Raw genomic sequence first — 21,999 nt, 5'->3', positions numbered from 1 at the left:
CCCATGTCCGACATCTCGATCGTCATCGCGTCGCACTCCGGCTACGGCCACACGGCGCAGATCGCCGCGGCCGTCGCGGACGGCGCGCGCTCCGTCGAGGGGGCGCAGGTCCACCGGGTGGACGTCGCCTCCCTCGGCGACGCCGACTGGGAACTGATGGACGCCGCGGACGCCATCGTCTTCGGCACCCCCACCTACATGGGCACCGCTTCGGGGGCGTTCCACGCCTTCGCCGAGGCCACCAGCAAGCGCTGGAGCACCCGCGCCTGGAGCGACAAGCTCGCGGCCGGCTTCACCAACTCCGGCTCCATGAGCGGCGACAAGATGCACACCCTGCAGTACCTGTCGCTCCTGGCCGCCCAGCACGGGATGCTCTGGGTGAGCCTGGGCCTGCTGCCGGGGTGGAACACCACCACTTCCAGCCCCGAGGACGACAACCGGCTCGGCTTCTACCTCGGCGCCGGCGCGCAGAGCTTCAACGACACCGCCGCCGTCCACGACGCCGACCTGAACACCGCCCGCCACCTCGGCCGACGCGTCGCCGAACAGACCCGCATCCACCGCGCCGGGCTGAGTGCCGCAGCGCGCTGACACGACGGTCCGCCGACGACTGCCGTCCAGCGCCGCCGAACCGTCGGCGTCCGCCCCGTCGTCACGCCCGGTCCGCACGCACCGGACGCGGTTCCCCCCACGGGCGGACGCCGGCGGGGGCGGCACCCGCCCACGACCACCGACGAGGACAACGGCGTCGCCGTCCTGTGCGGGCCACGTCCCGGGCGTCACCCGGCCGGGTCCGGGTACGGGTGCGCGCCGACGGTGCGCCGCGACAGCGGCATCCGCTTCCTCACGCGCCCGCGCCGGTCCCCCCGGTCGGCGGCAGCCGGCTCAGCGCGTCGCGCAGCGCGGCCCTCGTCGTGATGCCCAGCTTGGGGAAGACGCGGTAGAGGTGGGAACTGACGGTCCGTGGGGAAAGCCGCGTCCGCTCGCCGATCTCCTTGTTGGTGAGTCCGCTCGCGGCGAGTTCGGCGATCCGGCGCTCCTGCCAGGTCAGGGCGCCGAGTTCCGGGCCCGCGGGCAGGCCGGCCTGCCGCAGTTCGGCGCGGGCCCGGTTCTCCCAGGCCGCCGCTCCGAGCCGGTCGAACTCCTCGGCGGCCAGCAGCAGCGGGGCCTGCCGAGCGGCCCGGGGCGCCTTCAGCTGCCGCAGCCTGATGCCGTGCGCCAGCCGGATCCGCGCCAGTTCGAAGGGGAAGTCCCGGGCCTGCGGGTACGCCTCGACGCGGGCGTACGTCTCCGCGGCCTCCGCCAGGTCCTCCGCGGTCATCGCGAGGGCGCCGTAGGTGGACAGGGCCAGCCGCGGGGACGCCTCCGGCAGGCCCGCGTCGCACGCGGCCAGCGCGTGCCGGCGCGCCTGCTCGCGGCGACCGCTGTACAGCGCGGCCTCGGCCAGTTCGAGCAGGGCCCGGGGGGCGATCTGGTGGGCGTGGCGATCGAAGCTGCCCGGCGGCGTCATGCCGATGGCGTACAGGTAGGCCGACTCGAAGTCGCCCTCGGTGAGTGCCACTCCGGTGGCGATCGCCTCCGTGATCTGGGTGAGCAGGCCGACGCCGCGCGGCCGTGCCCAGGCGTCCACGGCGGACTGCAGCTCGCGCGCCTCGTCGAGCCGCCCCTGCCGGGCCGCGAGCTGACCGAGGCAGGCGCGGGCGTGGTAGGCGAGCAGGACGTGGCCGTGCGCGGTGGCCAGCTCCAGCGCCCGCTGGGCGCTCCGGCGCGCCTCGTCCCACTGCCCCGAGTACATCTGGTCCAGCATCAGCATCCGCAGCAGGACCATGACGCTGGACACGGCGCCGGTCTCCTGCTCGCGCTCGACCGCGCCCCGCAGCTGGGAGCGGTACTGGTTCAGGACGTCGACGTGGGACGCGCAGACCCCCAGCCGCGCCAGGTCCCAGGGGGCCAGGTTCGCCGGGTCGGCGAACGCCCGCTCCAGGCGTTCCCGCAGGCCGACCCCGCTACGGGCCACGGCGCTCGCGTCGTGGTACATCGCCGTCAGCGGGTGGACCAGGTCGCCGAGGGCCTCCAGGATGCGGTCCGTGCGCTGCCACAGGGCGGGGTCGCCCGCGTAGTGGGCCATGGTGACCAGCGCGTCCGCCGCGCGGGTCAGGGTCTCGTCACCGGCTCGCACCGAGCCGTCCGCGTGGTGCTCGACCGCCGCCGCGAGCCGCCGGAAGGTGGCCCGGACCGCTCCGGACTGGACGAAGTCGGCGTGGGCGGAGGTGAGCACGGCGGCCAGCGGCCGGGCCCCGCCCGGTTCCTGCTCCGAACGGTGCAGCAGCCGCTGGGCCTCGTCCAGCAGGGCCGCCTGACCGGCGATGTAGGCCGCGTCGCCGAGCCGCCGGGAGCGCTGCGCGGGCTCCTCGCTCAACTCGGCCGCGCGGGTCAGCCAGCTGACCGCGGCCGCGGCGCCGCCGCGCCGGGTCGCGGAGCCGGCCGCCGCTTCCAGCGCCGCCGCCACGGACTCGTCGGGGTCGACGGCCGCCGCGGCCAGGTGGCCGGCGTACCGCTCTACGTCCATCCGGTGCACCCGCGCCAGGTCGGCGTGCGCGGCGCGTCGCTGCGCGGGCGTCGCCAGCTGGACGACGGCCGAGCGGACCAGCGGGTGCCGGAAGACGAAGTCGCCGCCGGCCGCGTCGACGTCGAGCAGACCGGACGCGGCGGCCGCCTCGACGCCGCGCATCCGGTACCGCGTGCCGCGGGGGACGTCCCGCAGCCGGCCGGCGGTGCCGTCGAGGGCGCCCCGCAGCAGTTCGGCACGGGTGTCGGGCTCCAGGCGCTCGATCCGTGCGGCGTAGAGGAACTGGAGGCGCCGGGGCAGCGGGAGGCCGGTGCCGCCCGGCAGGTCGCCGCCGGGCAGGTCGCCGCCGGGCTGCGGCGCGGTCGGGTGGGGCGGGAGCTCGTACAGGGCCAGCGGGTTGCCCCGGGCGAGACCGAGGACGGTGCGGCGGGTGCGTGCGTCGAGCCGCGGGTGGTGCAGCGCGAGGAGGCGTTCGGCGGCCTCGTCCGACAGCGGCGCCACCGGCAGCTCCGGCAGGCGGGCGTTGTCGAAGCAGCAACGCTCCTCGGTGCGCAGGGCGATCAGCATCTTCACCGGACCGGCCGCCAGCCGGCGGGCGACGAACCCGCACACCTCGGCGCTGGCGTCGTCCAGCCAGTGCCCGTCGTCGATCAGCAGCGTCAGCGGCCGCTCGGCGCAGGCCAGGGACAGCAGGTCGAGCACGGCGATGCCCAGGGCCATGACGGACGGCGGCTCGCCGGTGCCGTGTCCGAACACCACGTCGAGGAGTGCCCGTTGCCGCTCGCCGAGGCGGGCGACGAGGTCCAGTACGGGGTAGAGGCACTGGTGCAGCCCGGCGAACGGCAGTTCCGACTCGGCCTCCACCCCCGTGACGCGGATCAGCGCGTGCCGTTGCCGGACGGCCAGCCCGGCCGTGTGGTCGACCAGGGCGCTCTTTCCGACGCCCGCCTCGCCCCGCAGCACCAGGGCCTGGCCCTCGGGCGCGGTCACGAACGAGGCCAGCACGGCCAGTTCGGGCGCCCGGCCGACCAACCCCACGCCCGACGGGTCCAGGGCGCCGGGCCAGGGCCGAATGCCGTCGATGCCGAGCCTGCCGTCTGCGGCCACGTCCCGTCCCCACCACTGATCGAGGCCTGAGGGGCCTTCAACTGTCACACTGGTGTAGCAATTTACACGTCTGCCACCATCCCATCGTTGCGCTACCACCCGGGATCGGCCACACCGGTGGTTACACTGCGGTGATGAGAGCCGATGCCGCCCGCAATGTGGAAGTCGTCCTCACCACCGGGGCCCGCCTCCTCTCCGAGAACGCGTCGGTGAGCATCGCCGCCATCGCGGCCGCGGCGGGCGTCGACCGGCGCACCGTCTACCGGCGCTTCGCCTCCCGCGAGGAACTCCTGGCCGCCGTCCGCCAGGCCCGTCTCGACGCGGTCGAGCGGGTGATCGAGGCCGCCCGCCTCCCGCACGCCCCGGTCGCGGTGGCACTCCACCGCTACGCCGAGGGCATCATCACCGTCAACCGCGACTGGCCCGTGGAACCCGGCCTCCTGCACGCCGACCCGACGACCCGGGCGCGCCGCGACGGGTTCGCCGACCAGGTCGACGCGTTCCTCCGACGAGCCACGGACGAAGGCCTGCTGCGCGCCGGACTCCCGCCGGGCTGGGCGGGTGCGCTCCTGCGACAGCTCCTGCACCTGGCCGTCCGCGAACTGCCCGACCTCGACGCGGGCGCGGCGGCCGACCTCGTCGTGGAGACGTATCTGCGAGGTGTGGGCCGACAACGACGACCTTGACGGAGTTCTCGCCGCACCGCGGCAACCGTCCGGGGTGTCGGGCATGCCGCGCGACGACGTGACCTTGCGCCCGGACGGGAGCGGGCGGACGAGGAGCGCTCAGGCGGGCCGGGCGCGCCCGAAGCGCGCGGCGCTCCCGTCGTCGAGCTTCTCCAGGAAGCCGTTCAGGGTGTCGGCGACCTCGTGGAGGCAGCGGGCGCTGAAGAGGACCGGCTGGTAGCCGGAGATCTCGTACCGGGTGGCGAGCACCGCCTCGATGTCCAGCGCGCGGACGCTGGGCCGCCCCAGGCCCCGGATCTCCCCGTAGGAGGACAGCAGGGCCGCGCCGTAGGCCTTCGGCACGCCGTCCTCCTCGAGGACGCCGTACTCCAGGGTGAACCAGTAGACGTCGCTGATCATCTGCAGGACGTCCGGATCGTCGATGCGCCTGGCGACTCCCCCGATCAGGCGGTAGATGTCGGCGAACGCCGGGCAGGACAGGTGGATCCCGTGGCCGAAGACGTCGTGGACGACGTCGGGCTCGGGTGTGAACAGCGGTACGGCGGGGTGGCGGACGAACTGCACGGCGTGGAAGTAGCCGTCGGCCATCGAGCCGAGGAACCGCTTGTTGGCGACGACCCCGCCCGCGAGGGTGAACTCGAAGCCCGTCGTCCGCCGCAGTTCCGCTCCGACCTCGGCATGCTGCGGGATGTGGTCGGCCGGAACGGGCGCCCGCGCCCTGGCGTCGAGGACGGCGCGGCAGGCGTGCTCGTCCTGGGCCGCCCACAGCGCCCGGTGGATGATCCGCCAGGTCCGTTCCTCGCTCGCGCTGTAGTCGACCAGCGGTGCGGGATCGCCGACCCGGTGCCCGCGGGCCATGGCGGCGAGGGCCCGGCGGCGCCGCAGGTAGTGCGGATCGCTGAGGCCGGGGTGCTCGGCGGGCATGCCCAGCCGGCCGTCGGCCGCGACGGGCGTGCGCCCTCGTGTTTCGCCCACACGGTACTTGTTTCCCGGCGCGGCGGACTCATGCACCCGGCCCGGACCCGCACCCCGGGGGGCCTTTCCCGGTCGTGGTGCCACGACCCCGGCCGGAACGGTCCGGGGTGACGACCACGGCGTGGCCGCCCCCGCCGGACGGACCCACTGGGTAGCGGCCGGAAGGGACATCGCGTCCCCTGGAGGAACGGCCGACCCGACCCCGCCGCTCAGCCCCGTCGAACATCTGCTGGAACGGTTCCTCGCGTCGGGGCGCACCCTGGACCCCAGGGACGTTCCGGCCATCGCCCAGCACTACACCCCCACGCGGTGGCGGACACCCCTCGCGCCCGGCCGCCGGTGTGTGGTCGTCACGGTGGCCGGGCTCTGAACCGTCGGCGGCGGCCCGGACGGCGGCACCGAGGGGAGGGGGTGGAGCCGTCCGGGCCGTTTCCTGCCGACCCCCTTCTCGTCTCACCCCGAACCGGCCGGCCAAACCTGCGGCCCGCGCTCGCCGGCCGGGCCCCGCGGTGCCGGGCATGAACGCCCAACGCCGGGGCACACGACGGGCGTTGCGGAAGGTGGAGAGCGAACGGGAGGAGAAGACCATGACGCTTCTGTGGGCACTGGTCGCCGGTCTGGTGGTAGGCCTGCTGGCGAAACTCGTCCTGCCCGGCCGTCAGCCGGTGCCGCTGTGGCTGACCATCCTCGTCGGCGCGGCCGGAGCGGTGCTCGGCAACGCCGCGGCCTCGTACCTCGGGGTGCGGCACACCGGCGGGATCGACTGGATCCGGCACCTGCTGCAGGTCGGCGTGGCGGCGGTGCTGATCGCGCTGGTGTCTCCCGCCTACGCGGGACGGCGGCGCTGAGCCGCCGCAGGTCGCGGACGCCGTACCGCTCGCACGGGCTCCGCCGGTCGGTGCCCCGGGTGCGCCGGCGGCTCCCTGGTCGCGGAATCGCCGGGCGGGGCCGAGGGTGGGCAGCGGGCCGCCCGGCCCGTTGCCGGTGCGGACAGGATCCGAGGAGTGGCCGATGACCGAGTACGAGCGCACCCGAACCATGCCGGCCCTGCCGGAACTGGTCTTCGACCAGGCTCTTCGACGCGCGTTCGGCCCCGCCGCGCGAGGAGGTCGAGCAGCTGCTGGAGGAAAGCCTGGCCCGCCTGGAGGAGCAGGTGCGCCTGCGGGCCGACTCCAGCGGCTGACCGCCACGGGCGGGCCGGCCGACCCGCTGGTCGGCGGCCGCGCCCCGGTCAGCTCCGGTGCCGCCCTGGAAGCGCCAACGGGCGGAGCGCCGTGGCGAGTCGGAGCACGAGGCGAGGCGCCGTCAGGCCCTGCCCCGAAGGCGGCAGTCCGGCTGCGGCGCGGTCAGCGCTGCGATCCGGATTCCGCTGCGGACAGGCTCTCCGGTGCGATGCCCTCCGTGGCGCCCAGCTCCTGGGTCCCCAGGACGGACAACAGTTCCAGCTGCTCGGCTCCCCGGCTTCCGGGCGGAGCGGTGAACCACAGCAGGCGCTGGCGGCCGTCCTCGCTGAGGAGGTTGTAGCAGTCGAGTTCGATGACACCGAGCACGGGGTGGACGATCCTCTTGTGGTCCGTGCGGCGCACCGCGACGTCGTGGGTGTCCCAGAGCGCCGCGAACTCCGGGCTGCGGCGGCGCAGCACGGCGACCATCTTCGTGACCTCCGCGTCCCGGCCGCGCCGGGCGGCCGCTGCCTGGAGGTCGGCCGCGAACACCCGGGAGTGGTGCGGGTGGTCCTCGGGTGGGTAGATCTCGCGCGCCCGCGGGTCGGTGAACCAGCGGTACACGAAGCTCGCCGCCGGGCCGCGGTGTGCCGGGGACCTGCCGAGCAGGGCCAGCGCCAGGTCGTTCTCCACCAGGGTTTCGTGCAGGTCGGTGATGACGCGCGCGGGGGTGTTGGACAGCCGGTCCAGGAGCCCGAGGAGCGCCGGCTGCACGTGCGCCGACGGACCGTGTGCTGTCGGCGGGACCGGCCGTTCGGCCAGGTGGAACAGGTGGTCGCGCTCGTCGCCGTTCAGGCGCAGGGCTCGGGCGAGCGCAGCCAGGGTCTGGGTCGAGGGCTGCACGCCGTTCTTCGCGCTGCCGCGTTCCAGCTCGGTGTAGTAGTCGGCTGACAGCCCTGCCAGCTGGGCGACCTCCTCGCGGCGCAGCCCGGGGACGCGCCGGCGCGGGCCCTGGGGGAGGCCGACCTCGGCGGGGCGGATGCGGTCGCGGCGTGTCCTGAGGAAGGCGCCGAGTTCTGGAAGGTTCACCCCTCCATGATCGCTCGCGGGCCGGAGCGTAGCCAGAGCGTAGCCAGGGGGTGGCATCCCCCGGGTGGACGCAGCCCTGGCTGGGGTGGCGGGACCGGCCGATCGTGGAGGACGCAGCAGGGCGACGGCGAGGCCGTAGCCCGACCCGCATCCACCACAGGAGTCCGTCATGCCCGTCGCCCCGTCCCCCGTCGCAACCCCTGCCCCGGCCCGGCCCTCCGCCTCGCCCCGCGTCGCGATCGTCACCGGTGGCTCGCGCGGCATCGGCCGCCGGACCGTCGTTCGGCTGGCCGCCGACGGGTACGCCGTCGTGGTCGGCTACGCCGGCAGCCGGGAGGAGGCCGAAGCGGCCGTGAAGGAGGCCGCCGCCGTCGGCGGCCGGGCGATCGCGGTACGCGCCGACGTCGCCGACGAACACGCGGTCGCGGCCCTGTTCGACGCGGCCGAGGCGGAGTTCGGCGGTGTCGACGTCGTCGTGCACGCGGCCGGGCGGATGCACCTGGCGTCGATTGCCGAGCTGGACCTGGCCGTCCTGGACGACCTGCACCGCACCAACGTCCGCGGCACGTTCGTCGTCGTCCAGCAGGCCGCGCGTCGTGTGCGCCCCGGCGGCGCGGTCGTGACGTTCTCCACGTCCGTGGTGGGGCTGGCGTTCCCGGGCTACGGCGCGTACGCCGCCGGCAAGGGCGCGGTCGAGGCGCTGACGCTGATCCTGGCCCGGGAGCTGCGGGGCCGGGACGTCACCGCCAACACCGTCGCGCCCGGGCCCACGGCCACCGATCTGTTCCTGGACGGCAAGGACGAGGAGACCATCGCCCGCCTGGCAGTCCAGTCCCCGCTGGAGCGCCTCGGTACCCCGGCCGACATCGCCGAGGTCGTCGCGTTCCTGGCCTCCCCGGCCGGCCACTGGATCAACGGGCAGGTCGTCCGCGCCAACGGCGGAATCGTCTGAACCGCCCGCGGCCACCCCACCGGTCCCCCCCCCCCCGCCGACTTCTGCGCCGCACCGGACCGGACCGCCTGCCCACCGCAGGCAGTTCCCCGTGACACCCCACTGAGTGAGAGAAGGAACAACCGGCCATGCCTTTCGCGAACTTCAAGGTCCCCGAGAAGACCCTCACCCCGAAGCAGAAGGAGGAGATCGTCACCCGCACCACCGAGCTGTACGTCGAGATCTACGGCGAGCGCGCCCGTCACACCACCATGGTTCTGGTCGAAGAGGTCGCCGACGGCGGCTGGGGCATCTCCGGCAACGTGCTGACCCTCGCCGTGCTCGGCGGGGCGGCGCCGGCCGACTCCGGCGAGGCCTGACCGCACCCACCGGCCGTCATCCGGCCGGGACATCACCGTGGAACCGAGGGCCGCCGCCGTCGACCGAGTGGTGGCGGACCGGGCGGTGGCGCGCAGCGCGGCCGGCACGTGACGAGCTGCGCGCCCCTGGGTGTCCCCGCGCGCCCGCTACCGCCCGGGACGGGCGCGCGCCAGGATCGGCGGGCGACCGCGTCGCCGGATGAGGAGGTTCCTCGTGGTCCGCACGTCCCTGATCGCCACCGCCACCGGCGCAGCCGTCCTGCTCGGCGCATCGATCCCCGTTCCCGCGAGGGTGCGGGGGAGTGCCACACGCCCCCTGGGGCCGCGCTGCCGTCCGCCTGCGCCACGACGGCGTCCGGGCGCCCGGCGCCGACGGCAGCGGCGAGGCCTGTCGGACCCGTCAGGTCCGACAGGCCTCGCTCTCGGAGGCAGCACCCCCGTGGCTGCCTCCGGGCCCCGCCGCTCGGGCGGGCGGTACGGGACGTCGTCGGCGGGCTCTTGCCGCCCGCGGTTCGGGTCAGTTGGTGGCTTCGGCCTCCAGCCCGTCGACGATGGTCGAGGTGAGGATGGCCGAGGCGTAGTCGTAGCCCTTGCCGTTGCCGGCGCCCGGGGACGGGTCGCCCGTGGGCGGGAGGCCGTCGGGGCCGGCGGGCGGGAGGTCGGAGAGGAGGACCTCGCGCACGCCGAGGAAGGCGCCGGTGGTCCTGTCGAAGACCAGGGCCACGCGCATGGTGCCGTTGGTGCCGACCACCGCGACGCCGTGCCGGCCCGCGGCGTCCGCCTCGTCGGCGACCACGCTCGTGCCCGGGATCTTCGCGGCCGCCTCCATGAGCGCTCCCGCGACGGCGGGCGGCGCCGCGATGTTCTGGAAGATCATCTGGACGTCGTCGAAGGCGAACTGGTTGTACAGCTTCGGCGTCATCAGCGTCCCCGACACCCGCTTGGCGCGGTCGAAGGAGAGCAGTCGCTGCAGGAGCTGCTGCGGGTCGGTGGGCAGGGAGGCGACGAATTCGTAGGTGGGGGCGTCGAAGCTCGCCGTTCGCGGGGCACCGGGGGAGTCCGCCAGCTTGGCGGGCCACGGGTTGCGTCCATTGCCCATCGTCGGGTCCAGGATCAGGCCGCCGGACCTGCCATCGACCGGGAACCACGACTTGCGTTCGTGTTTGGTCTCGCGGGCGCCGTCCTGGATCTCCCGCCGGTAGACGAACTGGGTGGCCCTGGCTCCGGGGTCGGGGCTGCTCGCGGCGGCCTTCGCGGCGCGGGCGAGCATGCCCGCGGGGTCGGTCGGCCCGGGCAGTGGGGTGGCGGACGGGGTGGGTGACGCGGACGGGGTGGACGAGGCCGACGGGGCCGCCCCAGCCGGGGCGGCGCCGCCGTGGTCGCGGTCCGGGACGGCCACCACGGTGACGGCCGCCAGCGCGCCGACCGCCAGCGGGGAGGCGATCAGCCACACCAGCCTGCGCCGCGGGCGCGGTGCGTCCCTCTCGGCGGCGATCTCACTCATCAGGTGCTCCTTCAGGAACCGTTGGCGGTCGGCGGGGAGCATTTCGGGCGGGTTGTTCATCGGGTCTCCTCCTGCAACGACCGGGCGGCTTCGAAGCCGCCACCCCGTACCTGTCCGGTGGTGGGATCCGGTTCCCGGCGTTCCGACGGCTCGTGCAGCTCGTTGTCGGCGAGCGTGCGCAGCCGGGCCCGTGCCCGGGACAGGCGCGAGCGCACGGTGCCCACCGGGACGCCGAGCGCCTCGGCCGCCGACGCGTAGTCGAGCCCCACCCACACGCAGAGCCGGAACACCTCGCGTTCGGAGCGGCGCAGCGCGGGCAGTGCGCGGCGCGCGGCGGCCAGTTGGGCGCCGTCGTCGATCCGGGAGACCAGTTCTTCGGCGAAGTCCGGTACGGCCTCGCGCTCGGCCAGGCGCGCCATCGCCGCCCGGTGGCGCCGGGTGGCCCGCGCGGTGTTGCGCAGCACGTTGGTGGCGATCCCGAAGACCCAGGGGCGCAGTTCGTCGTCGCCCTCGTGCAGTTTGGCGCGCAGGCGCCAGGCCTCCAGGAAGGTCAGTGACACCACGTCCTCGGCGGCCGCCCAGTCCCCCAGGGTGCGCAGCGCGTAGGCGTACACGGCCTGGGCGTGCGCGTCGAAGACCTCGCCCAACGCGTCCTGGTCCCCGGCGCGCAGGCGCGCCCGTTGTGACAGTTCCATGTCCTCCCCTGTCCGCCGGCCGCGCGGAGTTCCGTGTGAGTCACGTCACGTGCGTGTGACCGGCGGGCCGCCCAGCCCGGCGTGCGTCGATTCTCGTCGCGGCGCGGAGCGGTACGGCCCGAGCCGGTACAGGACCGATCCGGTGCGTCCCGGCAGCCGACGCACGCGCCGCCACCCGGCACGGCACCGGTGTCGGCCCCGGACCCCAGGACCTTGACCGGCCCGGTTGACCTCCCCGCGCCCGGGTAGGCGCCGCGGTGCCACCGGCACGGGGCAGGCTGCCCCAGGGCCTGCGCCCCCTCCTGCCCGCCTGAGCGCCTGACCGCGACCGGAGCCGGAAAAGTGCGACTGCTCCTCACCTCCGACACCCACGTCCCCACCCGGGCGCGCTCCCTGCCCGCCCCGCTGCTGCGTGCCCTCGACGAGGCCGACGCGGTGTTCCACGCGGGGGACTGGCTCGACACCGCCACGCTCGACCTGTTCGAGGCCCGGGCCCGGCGGCTGGTCGCCGTCCACGGCAACAACGACGGGCCGGAACTGCGCGAACGGCTGCCCGAAGTGGCCCGTGCCGAACTGGCGGGGCTGCGTTTCGCGGTCGTCCACGAGACCGGCCCGGCCCGGGGGCGCGAACAGCGGTGCCGGTCGCGCTTCCCCGACACGGACGTCCTGGTCTTCGGACACAGCCACATTCCCTGGGACAGCCGCGCCCCCGGCGGTCTGCGGCTGCTCAACCCCGGGTCCCCGACCGACCGGCGCCGCCAGCCCTTCGCCACCTACCTGACCGCCCGCGCGGACGACGGCCACCTCACCGACGTGCGGCTCCACCGGCTGCCACCGCGCTCCTGACCCGACCTCGCACCGATGGCAGGGAAAAGGGGCGGCCCGCTCGGGCCGCCCCTTCCCGTGGGGCGGTTCAGACGCCGTGGGCGGCCGGGTGGTCAGCGGGCGCTGCCGATGTTCCGGTCGTGCTCGGCGCCTTCGAGCAGGGGCGAAGCGGCGGTCGGCGGCCTCGTCGAGGTCGCGTTCGGGGGTGAGGAGCAGGTCGGAGAGAAAAAGCGTGCTCGACACACGCTAATCTTGGGGAGTGACGAATCCGACGGGACATGAGATCGCCGAGGCCCTGGGGCTGCTGCTGCGACGCAGCACGCGCGCCGGCCTCCACGCCCACCTGACCGAGGGCCTGGGCGAGGCGGTCGACGAGCTCACCTATCCGGTGCTCAGCGGTCTGGCGCGGACCGGTCCGTGCAGTGCCGCCGACCTCGGGCGCGAGGTCGGCCTCGACCGCACCACCGTGACCCGCCGTGCCGACCGGCTGGAGGAGGCCGGCCTGCTGCGGCGCGAGGCCGACCCCGGCGATCGGCGCGCGACGCTGCTGGTTCTGACCGGTGCCGGGCAGGGCGTGGTGCGCGCCACCCGGGAGCGGCTGGCGGCCCGTATCGAGGACTCGCTCGCCTCCTGGCCGGCGGCGGACGCGCGGGCCTTCGCCCGGCTGCTGCGGGTGTTCGTCGACGAAGGCCCCTTCCGGGCCTGACCGCGGCGGAGGGAAGGGCGGGTTGCTCCGGGGGCGCGGGTCCGTGGGGGGCCGCCGAGCAGTGGCGCAACATGGCGGACAACACGGTCCATCCCGCGTCCAAGGGCAAGGAGGGACCGTGCAGCCCCCTGGAGGCCGGCGACTCGACCGCGTGCCGCGCGCGTCGGCCCGGGTGCGGCGGGGGAGTTCGCCCGGTAACGAGCACGCCGACCGGCTCGCCAGTGTGACGCAGGTCACGGGCGGGTGAGAACCTGCGCGCCGGGGCGGGCGTCTGGCTGGTGTGAGATCACTCAGGAGAGCACCGGAGGAGCTGGACGAGGAACGCCTCGTCAAGCTCGTGGCCAAGGGTGACCGCAGGGCGTTCGACGAGCTGTACCGGCGTACGGCGCCGTGGCTGGCGGTGCGGCTGCGCCGCCGCTGCGCGGACGAGCAGATCGTCGCCGAGGTCATGCAGGAGACCTACCTGGCGGTGTGGCGGGCGGCGGGCGCGTTCGCCGGCAGCGCGGTGGGCGGGACGGCCGTCGGATGGCTCTGGACGATCGCGGCGCGCCGCCTCGTCGACGCGTTCCGCCGCCGCGCCCACCACGCCGAACCCCCTGCCGCCGCCGCCGATCGAGCGGTGGTGCCCGCCGCCGAGGAGGAGGCGCTCGCCGGGACCGTCGGCGGCGACGTCGGCGACGCCCTGCGGCGGCTCGCGCCCGAACTGCGTGAGGTGCTGCGGGCCACCGTGCTCGACGGCCTCTCCGTCCGGGAGACCGCCGTCCTGCTCAGACTGCCCGAGGGCACGGTGAAGACCCGTGCCCGCCGGGCCCGGATCGCGATGCGGGAGGCGCTGGCATGAGCGAGCGGATCGTCAAGGGCCGTGCCGGGCACGGCGCCCGTCGGACGGCGCGGGACGGGCACACCGACGGCGACCACGCGTCGGGGCGGCTGATCGAGGACTACGCACGTGGTGACACCACGATCGCGGCGGACACGGTGTGGGCGCTGGAAGCCCACCTGGAGGCCTGCGCGCCGTGCCGCGGCCTGCTGGCGGCCGCCGTGGCCGGCCGGGCGCCCGACGTCGCCGCGCTCCTCGACACCGTCCGGGCCGGACTGGAACCGCAGCTGGCCGCGGTCGGTCCGGCGCCCGCCCGGCGCCTCCGGCCGGGGTGGGTTCCGGCCGGGCTGACACCGGTCATGACCCCGTGGCTGGCGATGACCGTCGCCGTCACCGTGACGGCGCTGCTGCTGGGCGCGCTCGCGCCGCCGGCGTTCTTCGGCGGCACCTCCGCGCTGGTGCCGATCGCGCCGGTGCTGCCGCTGTGCGGCGTCGCCGCGTCGTGGTCGCGCGCCCTCGACCCGGCCCACGAACTGACGGCCTCGACCCCCCGGGCCGGCCTGCCCCTGCTCCTGCGACGCACCACGGCCGTCCTCCTGGTGGTGCTGCCCGGACTCCTGCTGGGCGGCTGGCTGACCGGGACCGTGGCAGCCGCCCAGTGGCTGCTGCCCTCCCTCGCCTTCACCTCCACCGCCCTGGCGCTGGGCAGCGTGATCGGCGTGACCCGCGCCGCCGTCGGGCTGGCGGCCGCGTGGGGCGCCCTCGCGGTGGTCCCCGCCTGGGCCGTCGGACACGCCCCCCTCGCCCCGGAACTCCTCCTGCAGCCGGACCGGGCGCCCGTGTGGGGGCTGCTCCTCGCCGTCGGCGCCGGTGCCGTGATCGCCCGCAGGAACGCGTACTCGACGCTGTGAAGCCCTCCTCGACCCCGAAAGGGACCGCATGACACCCATGACGAGCACGGCCGACACCGCACCCAGGACCTACGCCTGGGAGATCCGGGCCGACGGCCTGAGAGTGCGCGTCGGACGGAAGAAGATGGCCGTCGACGGCCTCGACCTCTCCCTCGGTACCGGAATCCACGGCCTCCTGGGGCCCAACGGAGCCGGCAAGACCACCCTGATCCGGACGCTGGCCACCGTGCTGCGCCCCACCGCGGGCGAACTGGAACTGCTCGGCACCGCAGTGGGCGGTGCGGGCGACCACCGGGCGCTGCGGCGCCGGCTCGGCTACCTCCCGCAGGACTTCGGCTACTACAAGCGCTTCACGGTGCGTGAGTTCGTCGAGTACATGGCCTGGCTGAAGGAGGTGCCGAAGGCGGAGGTCCCCGCGGCCGTCCAGCGGGCCGTGGAACGGGTGGGCCTCGCGGACCGCGCCGACCACCGGATGCGGACCCTGTCCGGCGGCATGGTGCGACGGGTCGGCATCGCCCAGGCCATCGTCAACGACCCCGCGGTGCTGCTGCTGGACGAGCCGACCGCCGGTCTGGACCCGGCGCAGCGGCTGCGCTTTCGCGAGCTGCTCCAGGAACTGGGCCGGGACACCTGCGTGGTCGTCTCCACCCACCTGGTGGAGGACGTCGCCGCCGCCTGCTCCGACGTGGTGCTCTTCGCCGACGGCCGCCTCGTCTTCCAGGGCACGCCCGAGGACCTGGCCGCTGCGGGAGGCCCCGAACACCCCGGCGACAGCCCTCTGGAACGCGGCTACTCGGCGCTGCTCGACTCCGGCCGTCCGGGGGGCATCTGGTGAACGGACGGGTCCTGCGCATCGAACTGAGGCGCTCGCTCGCCCCGTGGGCCGGCGCCGTCGTCCTGGTCGGGAGCCTCGCAGTCTTCTTCCTGATCGACGGGATCTGGTGGAGGGGCACTGCGGGCTGGACGGCCCAGTGGACCTCCATGGCCCTGTGGACCCGCTACCTGCTGGCCTTCTGGTGGCCGCTCGTGGTGGGCGTGGGCGCGGTGTACGGGCTGCGCGAGTCCCGCTCGCGCATGGCCGAACTGCTGGTGACCACACCGCTGCCGGCCTGGCGCCGCGCGGCGCTGCCGGCCGGGGCCGTCGCGTCGACGCTGGCGGCCGGCTTCGGCCTGCTGGTCCTCGTCGGCGGGGTCCAAGTGGCCCTCGGCCCGACCGCCTACGTGCCGCCCGGCTGGCTGCCGATCGCACTGGTGGCGGCGCTGGCGCTGGTCGCGGGGGCCGTGTTCGGCATGGGCGTCGCGCGGGCCCTGCCCCACGTGCTCACCCCGCCGGCCCTGGTGGTGGGCTTCCTCCTGCTGACGGGCTTCCTGCTGAGGCCGACCATGGAAGGCCCCGTCCCGGCGAGCCATGCGTCGAATCGGCTCGCCCTGTTGTCCCCGGCGGTCGCGGAGCCGCGGGAGATGCTGCTGACGCTGTCCGGCTCGGTGCACCTGGGCCAGACGCTCTGGCTGCTCGGCCTGCTCGGCACCGGCTTCGCCCTGCTGGCGGCGGTCGGCCGCCGGGCACGGCTGCTCGCGGTGGTCCCGGTCCTGGTCGGCGCGGCCCTGGCTCTGTCGGTCCTCCCGGCCGAACCGCGCGACACCTACGTCGTGGACAGCACCGCCGCCGCCCTGGTCTGTGACGGACCGGTCTGCGTCACGCGGGCGAACCGCGTCCGCCTGGACGAGCTCGCCCGGCGCGGCGAGGAGGCGCTGAGCGTGCTGCGCGGCCTCCTCGGCGACCGGGCACCCCACTCGGTGCGGGAGGACAACCGGCCGCGGGCGCTCGGTGACCCCCGCGGGCTCTCCGAGGACGTGGTGCTGGTCGACTTCGACGAACGGCTGTTCGCCGACGCGAAGGGTGAGGCACTGACTCGTGCGCTGATCTCCCAGGGGCTGGCACCGAACTGCTACGGGAACAACGACTGGGAGGGCGCGGGGAGCGGAGACATCGCGCTCCAGAGCATCGCCGTGAGCTGGGCCCTGCACGACCCACAGCTCCGGCCGCTGCTGGAGAAGGGCACCGACGCGTACGCGCGGAAGACCTGGACGGACGCCGACGCCGTCTGGGAGGAGCTGATGGCGGCGCCACCAGCCGACCAGCGCGCCCGGATCGACGACCTGCGGGCCGCGGCCTTCTCCTGCGAGCCGGGCGACCGGCTCCTGCGACTGGCGGGGGAGGCCGGCCGATGAGGTGGCTGATCCTGTACGCCCGGTCACGGCAGGTGCCCGGCTCGGCCGCTGCGGTAGCGCTCGTCACGCTGGCGGTGTGGGCCCTCGTCGAGCCCGGCCCGGCCGGCTCGGGGATGGCGGTCCTCGTCCTCACCGCGCACGTGGCGGCGGCTTCGGTCGGGCTCGGTGGGCCGGACGTGGTGCTGGAGCGGACGGCCGCGGTCCGGTGGGTGCCCCGCAGGGCGGCGCACGTGCTCCTGAGCGGTGCGGTCGCCGCCGTGGCGCTGCTGACGGTCCAGACGGCGGGAGCGGAACTCGTCCCCACCGAGGTCGTCGTCCGGGACGCCGCGGGCCTGGTCGGTCTGGCCGCGCTCGGGGCGGCGCTGTTCGGCGCGCAGTTCGCCTGGACCCCGCCGACCGCCTGGCTCGGGTGCGTCCTCCTCGTCCCGACCCCGGACGGCCGGGTGGGCGAGGTGATGAAGTGGATGGTCCTTCCGCCGGACACGACGACGGCCGCCGCGGTCGCCTGGTCCCTCTTCGCGTCCGGCACCCTGGTGTACGCCGTGGCGGGGCCGCGCCGCTGAGCAGCGGGGAGACCCGGACCGTACCGTCGACCTCCGGAGGCTGGGCCGTCCGGCTGGTCGACGGCGCGGCACGCGGGGACGTGGCCGGGGCAGCGGACTAGGGTCGGCGGGGTCGGTCCGCCCCACCACGGGAGAACGATGCCCAGGGTCCCCAGCCTCCGATCACGGTGGGCGAGCGCCGTCGCCGGGCTGGCCGTGGTCGCGTCCACCCTGGCCGGCTGCGGGAGCAGCGGGCCGGGCGGCCCGGTCACACTGAACTGGTACAACTTCCCGGACGATTCGGGCGCACTCCAGCAAGCCGCCGACCACTGCGGGCAGCAGTCCGGCGGGCGCTACACCATCCGCTACAACAAGCTGCCCCGCGGTGCGGACGGCCAACGCCAGCAACTGGTGCGCCGGATGGCCGCCCACGACACCGGCGTGGACATCCTCGGCCTGGACGTCACCTGGCCCGCCGAGTTCGCCGAGGCCGGATGGATCCGGGAGTGGACCGGGCAGCTGCGCGACCGCGGCACCGCCGACACGCTCGACGCTGCGGTACGCACCGCGACCTGGCGGGGCCGGCTGTACGCGACGCCGTACAACTCGAACACCCAACTGCTCTGGTACCGCGACGACCTGGTCCGGACCCCGCCCAGGACCTGGGGCGAGATGCTGGCCGCCGCGCAGGACCTGGCCCGTGCGGGCGAACCGCACTACGTGGAGATCCAGGGCGCCCAGTACGAGGGACTGACGGTCTGGTTCAACACCCTGGTCACCAGCGCCGGCGGTTCCATCCTCACCCCCGACGCCCAGGCACCCTCGCTCGGGCCTGCCGCCGTCGCGGCCGCCACGGTGATGCACGACCTGGCGACCTCCGCGGCCGCGGACCCCTCGCTGCCGAACCAGATGGAGGATCAGAACCGGCTCGCCATGGAGTCCGGCACGGCCGCCTTCGAACTCAACTACCCGTTCGTCTACCCGTCGATGAAAGCCAACCGGCCCGAACTGTTCCCGCACTTCCACTGGGCGCCCTACCCCGCCGTGACGCCCGACCGCCCCGCCAGCGTGACCATCGGCGGGATCGACCTCGCGGTGGGCGCCTACAGCCGGCACGCCGACCTCGCCTTCGAGGCCACCCTGTGCCTGCGCAGCCGGGACAACCAGCTCACCAACGCGCTGAAGGGCGGCCTCCCACCGTCGCTGCGCAGCCTGTACCAGGCCGCGGAACTCACCCGGAGCTACCCCTTCGCCGCCGACGTGCTCGCCGCCCTCGACACCGCGAGCGTCCGGCCGCAGACCCCCGCCTACCAGAACGTGTCCATCGCCATCTCCCACACCCTCTCCCCGCCCGCCGGCATCCGCCCGGAGAACGACGTGGCCGACCTCCACGGGCAGATCCAGGACGCCCTCGGCTCGAAGGGGCTGATCCCGTGACACCACTCACCCCCACCCACGACGCCTCCCTCCGGAGACCGGCCGGACGCTCCCGGGGCGCCCGCGAGGAACGCAGGCTCGGCCTGCTGCTCTGCGCGCCCGCGGTCGTCGTCATGCTCGCGGTCACCGCCTACCCGATCGGCTACGCCGTCTACCTCTCGTTGCACCGCTACGACCTGCGGTTCCCCGGCCAGGCGCACTGGGTCGGACTCGCCAACTACGGCGCGGTGCTGAGCTCCCCCCTCTGGTGGCAGGCGCTCGGCGTCACCGTGCTGGTCACCGTCGTGTCGGTGGCCGTCGAGATGGCCCTCGGACTCGCCCTGGCCCTGGTGATGCACCGCGCCCTCGCCGGCCGCGGCACCGTGCGCACCGCGGTCCTGGTGCCGTACGGGATCGTGACCGTGGTCGCGGCCTACTCCTGGCAGTACGCCTGGACACCGGGCACCGGCTACCTGGCCGCCCTGCTGCCCGGGGGCAGCGCCCCGCTGACCGAGCAGTGGCCCGCCATCGGTCTGATCGTCCTCGCGGAGGTGTGGAAGACCACCCCGTTCATGGCCCTGCTCCTGCTCGCGGGCCTCGCGCTGGTGCCCGAGGAGACCGTCCGTGCGTCGATGGTGGACGGCGCGACCCCCGCACAGCGGCTGCGCCTGGTGATCCTGCCACTGATGAAACCGGCGATCCTGGTCGCCCTGCTCTTCCGCACCCTGGACGCCTTCCGGATCTTCGACAACGTCTACGTGCTGACCGGCGGCTCCAACGGCACCGGCTCGGTCTCGATCCTCGGCTACGACAACCTCTTCACCGCGCTCAACCTCGGCATCGGCTCGGCGATCTCCGTCCTGATCTTCGTCTGCGTGGCGCTCATCGCCCTGGTCTTCGTCAAGCTGTTCGGCACGGCCGCGCCGGGCACCGAACCGGAGCACCGATGAGCGCCCGCCGGACCCGGACCCTGACCGGCTGGGCGATCGCCGATCTGGCGGTCGTCCTCTACGCGCTCTTCCCGGTGTGGTGGATCGTGGCGCTCTCCTTCAAGGACCCGGCCACCCTCACCGACGGCAACTTCGTGCCGCGCAGGTGGACCTGGGCCAACTACCGCGGCATCTTCGAGACCTCGGAGTTCACCCGGGCCCTGGTGAACTCGATCGGGATCGCGGTGATCGCCACCACCGTCGCCGTCGTGCTGGGCACGATGGCGGCCTACGCGGTCGCCCGGCTGCGCTTCCCCGGCAAACGGCTGCTGATCGGGATCTCCCTGCTGATCGCGATGTTCCCGCCGATCTCGCTGGTCTCCCCCCTGTTCAACATCGAGCGGGTGCTCGGCCTCTTCGACACCTGGGCCGGGCTGATCATCCCGTACATGACCTTCTCGCTCCCGCTGGCGATCTACACGCTCTCGGCCTTCTTCCGCGAGATCCCCTGGGACCTGGAGAAGGCGGCCAAGGTCGACGGAGCCACGCCCTGGCAGGCGTTCCGGCTGGTCATCGCACCGCTGGCGGCACCGGGCGTGCTCACCACCGCCATCCTGGTCTTCATCTTCTGCTGGAACGACTTCCTGTTCGCCATCTCGCTGACCTCCACGACCGCCGCCCGGACCGTACCGGCCGCCATCGCCTTCTTCACCGGCAGCTCCCAGTTCGAGCAGCCGACCGGCTCGATCGCGGCCGCCGCCGTGATCATCACGATCCCGATCGTGGTCTTCGTACTGCTGTTCCAGCGCCGCATCGTCGCCGGCCTCACCGCCGGCGCAGTCAAAGGATGAGACCGCCCCACCCGGCGGACCAGGAAGGCGGACCGTGGCCGAGATCGTCCTCGACGGCATCACCAAGCGCTACCCCGACGGCGCCCTCGCCGTGCGCGACGTCAACCTCACCATCGCCGACGGCGAGTTCGTGATCCTGGTGGGCCCGTCCGGCTGCGGCAAGTCCACCACGCTCAACATGATCGCCGGTCTGGAGGACATCACGGACGGAACCCTGCGCATCGCCGGGCAGGTCGTCAACGACCGCGCGCCCAAGGATCGCGACATCGCGATGGTCTTCCAGAGCTACGCCCTCTACCCGCACATGAGCGTGCGCGACAACATGGGCTTCGCGCTGCGCCTGGCCAGGACGGACAAGGCGACCATCGCCGCCAAGGTCGAGGAGGCCGCCCGCGTCCTGGACCTGACCCAGCACCTCGACCGCAAACCCGCCAACCTCTCCGGCGGGCAGCGCCAGCGCGTCGCGATGGGCCGGGCGATCGTCCGCGAGCCCAAGGCCTTCCTGATGGACGAGCCGCTCTCCAACCTCGACGCCAGGCTCCGGGTCCAGATGCGCACCCAGATCGCCGCCCTCCAGCGCCGCCTGGGCACCACCACCGTCTACGTCACCCACGACCAGGTCGAGGCGATGACGCTCGGTGACCGGGTGGTCGTCATGAGGGCGGGCGTCGTCCAGCAGGTCGGCTCGCCGCAGCACCTGTACGACGAACCGGTGAACCTCTTCGTCGCCGGGTTCATCGGCTCGCCCGCCATGAACTTCCTCGGCGCCGCACTGGAGCAGGACGCGCTGCGTACCTCGCTGGGCGTGCTGCCGCTGGACGACCGCACCCGGCGGGCCCTGGAACGGGCGGCCGCCCCGCGCGAGCTGATCGTCGGCATCCGCCCCGAGGACTTCGAGGACGCGTCCCTGGCCGAGCACGGCGGCGGGGTCACCGTCACCGTCACCGTCGATGTCCGGGAGTCCGTCGGCTCGGACGTCTACGTCCACTTCAGACAGGAGGGCGGACCGGCGCCGACGGCGGGACTGCCCGAGCTCGCGGAACTCGCCGCCGACTCGGGCCGGGCCGACACGGGCATGCGGGAGCAGCGCGTCGTGGCCCGGCTCGACACCGCCACCCGCGCAACCGAGGGCGCCCCGCTGGAGCTCCGGGTCGACACGGCCCGGATCCATCTCTTCGACCCCCGCAGCGGGGCCAACCTGACGCACCCGGAACACCCGGCGAGGTAGCGCGGCCCGGCTCGCTCGGCCTCGTGCGGCGCCCGGGCACTGGTCCAGAGCCTCCCGCGATCCGGGACGGGGTGTGACGGCGGTCTCGATGGCGCCCGCGGTGTGGTGACTCGGCGTGGTGGCCGGTGGGTCGGTCGGTGAGGTCGCCGGGGTCTGTGGGGTGAGTGCCCTCACATGCGAATGCGTAGCACGACGGCGGATAGTGATGTCCGTTTTGCACCGTTTTGAGGCTGCCTGGCTCGTGATCGTGAGGCGTTTGTGCAGGTCCGCGGGGGTTACCGGGAATCGCGCCTTCGCGGTGGCGCCCCGCCGTCGGATCGGTGCCGGCCTTGTCGGCTACGACGGGGGGTCGTAGCGAGGGGGTCTTGGCGGCGGGGGTTTCGGTCTGGCAGCTTGGCATTCGTCGTCAGTCGCACCGGCTCCTGTCCCGCCGGATGCGG

Annotated in this window: 21 protein-coding genes; 16 read left to right on the top strand and 5 right to left on the bottom strand. The window is 74.3% G+C overall.

Annotated elements, in window-relative coordinates:
* Window positions 1-3 precede the first annotated feature (3 nt).
* Window positions 4-591, top strand: coding sequence for a flavodoxin family protein (locus ACH4J0_RS29080; protein WP_396243593.1), 588 nt, complete (start codon window positions 4-6; stop codon window positions 589-591).
* Window positions 592-844: 253 nt separating this feature from the next.
* On the opposite strand, the gene ACH4J0_RS29075 is transcribed toward ACH4J0_RS29080, so the two are convergent.
* Window positions 845-3,676 (bottom strand): AAA family ATPase, encoded by a 2,832-nt coding sequence (locus ACH4J0_RS29075; protein ID WP_396243592.1) that lies wholly within the window; start codon window positions 3,674-3,676, stop codon window positions 845-847.
* A 134-nt stretch (window positions 3,677-3,810) separates the two neighbouring features.
* On the opposite strand from ACH4J0_RS29075, the gene ACH4J0_RS29070 reads away from it, so the two are divergent.
* Window positions 3,811-4,362 carry a TetR/AcrR family transcriptional regulator gene (locus ACH4J0_RS29070; protein ID WP_396243591.1) on the top strand — a complete coding sequence of 184 codons (552 nt, stop codon included), beginning with the start codon at window positions 3,811-3,813 and terminating at the stop codon, window positions 4,360-4,362.
* Between the two features lie 99 nt (window positions 4,363-4,461).
* Here ACH4J0_RS29070 and ACH4J0_RS29065 read toward each other — a convergent pair whose 3' ends face one another.
* Window positions 4,462-5,337: a phenylalanine 4-monooxygenase gene (locus ACH4J0_RS29065; RefSeq protein ID WP_396243590.1), complete on the bottom strand. Its 876-nt coding sequence runs from the start codon at window positions 5,335-5,337 to the stop codon at window positions 4,462-4,464.
* 587 nt (window positions 5,338-5,924) lie between these two features.
* Between ACH4J0_RS29065 and ACH4J0_RS29060 the strand changes: the two genes are divergently transcribed.
* Window positions 5,925-6,185, top strand: a complete 261-nt coding sequence (locus tag ACH4J0_RS29060) for a GlsB/YeaQ/YmgE family stress response membrane protein (protein ID WP_396243589.1) — start codon at window positions 5,925-5,927, stop codon at window positions 6,183-6,185.
* A 498-nt stretch (window positions 6,186-6,683) separates the two neighbouring features.
* Here the strand turns inward: ACH4J0_RS29060 and ACH4J0_RS29055 are convergent, their stop codons facing one another.
* On the bottom strand, window positions 6,684-7,589 hold the full coding sequence (locus ACH4J0_RS29055; protein WP_396243588.1) for a helix-turn-helix domain-containing protein: 906 nt from the start codon (window positions 7,587-7,589) through the stop codon (window positions 6,684-6,686).
* A 169-nt stretch (window positions 7,590-7,758) separates the two neighbouring features.
* Between ACH4J0_RS29055 and ACH4J0_RS29050 the strand changes: the two genes are divergently transcribed.
* Complete coding sequence (locus ACH4J0_RS29050) at window positions 7,759-8,541, top strand: SDR family oxidoreductase (RefSeq protein WP_396243587.1); 783 nt, start codon at window positions 7,759-7,761, stop codon at window positions 8,539-8,541.
* 128 nt (window positions 8,542-8,669) lie between these two features.
* On the top strand, window positions 8,670-8,900 hold the full coding sequence (locus ACH4J0_RS29045; RefSeq protein ID WP_396243586.1) for a tautomerase family protein: 231 nt from the start codon (window positions 8,670-8,672) through the stop codon (window positions 8,898-8,900).
* 517 nt (window positions 8,901-9,417) lie between these two features.
* Here the strand turns inward: ACH4J0_RS29045 and ACH4J0_RS29040 are convergent.
* Together ACH4J0_RS29040 and ACH4J0_RS29035 are read right to left on the bottom strand one after the other, a co-directional pair.
* Window positions 9,418-10,464 carry a CU044_5270 family protein gene (locus ACH4J0_RS29040; protein WP_396243585.1) on the bottom strand — a complete coding sequence of 349 codons (1,047 nt, stop codon included), beginning with the start codon at window positions 10,462-10,464 and terminating at the stop codon, window positions 9,418-9,420.
* Window positions 10,461-11,099, bottom strand: coding sequence for an RNA polymerase sigma factor (locus ACH4J0_RS29035; RefSeq protein WP_396243584.1), 639 nt, complete (start codon window positions 11,097-11,099; stop codon window positions 10,461-10,463). The genes ACH4J0_RS29040 and ACH4J0_RS29035 overlap by 4 nt, the downstream gene beginning before the upstream one ends.
* 342 nt (window positions 11,100-11,441) lie before the next feature.
* On the opposite strand from ACH4J0_RS29035, the gene ACH4J0_RS29030 reads away from it, so the two are divergent.
* From ACH4J0_RS29030 to ACH4J0_RS28980, 11 genes are all read left to right on the top strand, one after another.
* A complete protein-coding gene (locus ACH4J0_RS29030) occupies window positions 11,442-11,945 on the top strand; it encodes a metallophosphoesterase family protein (protein ID WP_396243583.1) in 504 nt (167 codons plus the stop codon).
* Between the two features lie 238 nt (window positions 11,946-12,183).
* Window positions 12,184-12,630, top strand: a complete 447-nt coding sequence (locus ACH4J0_RS29025) for a MarR family winged helix-turn-helix transcriptional regulator (RefSeq protein ID WP_396243582.1) — start codon at window positions 12,184-12,186, stop codon at window positions 12,628-12,630.
* A gap of 280 nt (window positions 12,631-12,910) precedes the next feature.
* Window positions 12,911-13,471 (top strand): RNA polymerase sigma factor, encoded by a 561-nt coding sequence (locus ACH4J0_RS29020; protein ID WP_396243581.1) that lies wholly within the window; start codon window positions 12,911-12,913, stop codon window positions 13,469-13,471.
* An 89-nt stretch (window positions 13,472-13,560) separates the two neighbouring features.
* On the top strand, window positions 13,561-14,361 hold the full coding sequence (locus ACH4J0_RS29015) for a zf-HC2 domain-containing protein (RefSeq protein WP_396243668.1): 801 nt from the start codon (window positions 13,561-13,563) through the stop codon (window positions 14,359-14,361).
* 28 nt (window positions 14,362-14,389) lie between these two features.
* Window positions 14,390-15,196 carry an ABC transporter ATP-binding protein gene (locus ACH4J0_RS29010; protein WP_396243580.1) on the top strand — a complete coding sequence of 269 codons (807 nt, stop codon included), beginning with the start codon at window positions 14,390-14,392 and terminating at the stop codon, window positions 15,194-15,196.
* The gene (locus ACH4J0_RS29005) at window positions 15,193-16,593 is read left to right on the top strand and encodes a hypothetical protein (protein WP_396243579.1); all 1,401 of its coding nucleotides are present in this window, start codon (window positions 15,193-15,195) and stop codon (window positions 16,591-16,593) included. The genes ACH4J0_RS29010 and ACH4J0_RS29005 overlap by 4 nt, the downstream gene beginning before the upstream one ends.
* Window positions 16,590-17,156: a hypothetical protein gene (locus tag ACH4J0_RS29000; protein WP_396243578.1), complete on the top strand. Its 567-nt coding sequence runs from the start codon at window positions 16,590-16,592 to the stop codon at window positions 17,154-17,156. The genes ACH4J0_RS29005 and ACH4J0_RS29000 overlap by 4 nt, the downstream gene beginning before the upstream one ends.
* Window positions 17,157-17,294: 138 nt before the next feature.
* Entirely contained in the window at window positions 17,295-18,572 is a 1,278-nt protein-coding gene (locus ACH4J0_RS28995) for an ABC transporter substrate-binding protein (RefSeq protein ID WP_396243577.1), read from the top strand.
* On the top strand, window positions 18,569-19,501 hold the full coding sequence (locus tag ACH4J0_RS28990; RefSeq protein ID WP_396243576.1) for a carbohydrate ABC transporter permease: 933 nt from the start codon (window positions 18,569-18,571) through the stop codon (window positions 19,499-19,501). Before ACH4J0_RS28995 ends, ACH4J0_RS28990 begins: the two co-directional genes overlap by 4 nt.
* Complete coding sequence (locus ACH4J0_RS28985; protein ID WP_396243575.1) at window positions 19,498-20,331, top strand: carbohydrate ABC transporter permease; 834 nt, start codon at window positions 19,498-19,500, stop codon at window positions 20,329-20,331. Before ACH4J0_RS28990 ends, ACH4J0_RS28985 begins: the two co-directional genes overlap by 4 nt.
* 34 nt (window positions 20,332-20,365) lie before the next feature.
* Complete coding sequence (locus ACH4J0_RS28980) at window positions 20,366-21,559, top strand: ABC transporter ATP-binding protein (protein ID WP_396243574.1); 1,194 nt, start codon at window positions 20,366-20,368, stop codon at window positions 21,557-21,559.
* The last annotated feature ends 440 nt before the right edge of the window (window positions 21,560-21,999 follow it).

Origin of the sequence: Kitasatospora sp. NPDC017646, from assembly GCF_044329365.1 — a bacterium.
Classification (GTDB): Bacteria; Actinomycetota; Actinomycetes; order Streptomycetales; family Streptomycetaceae; genus Kitasatospora.
Note: the sequence above shows the minus strand (reverse complement) of the source record. Positions and strands in the feature narration are given on the sequence as shown.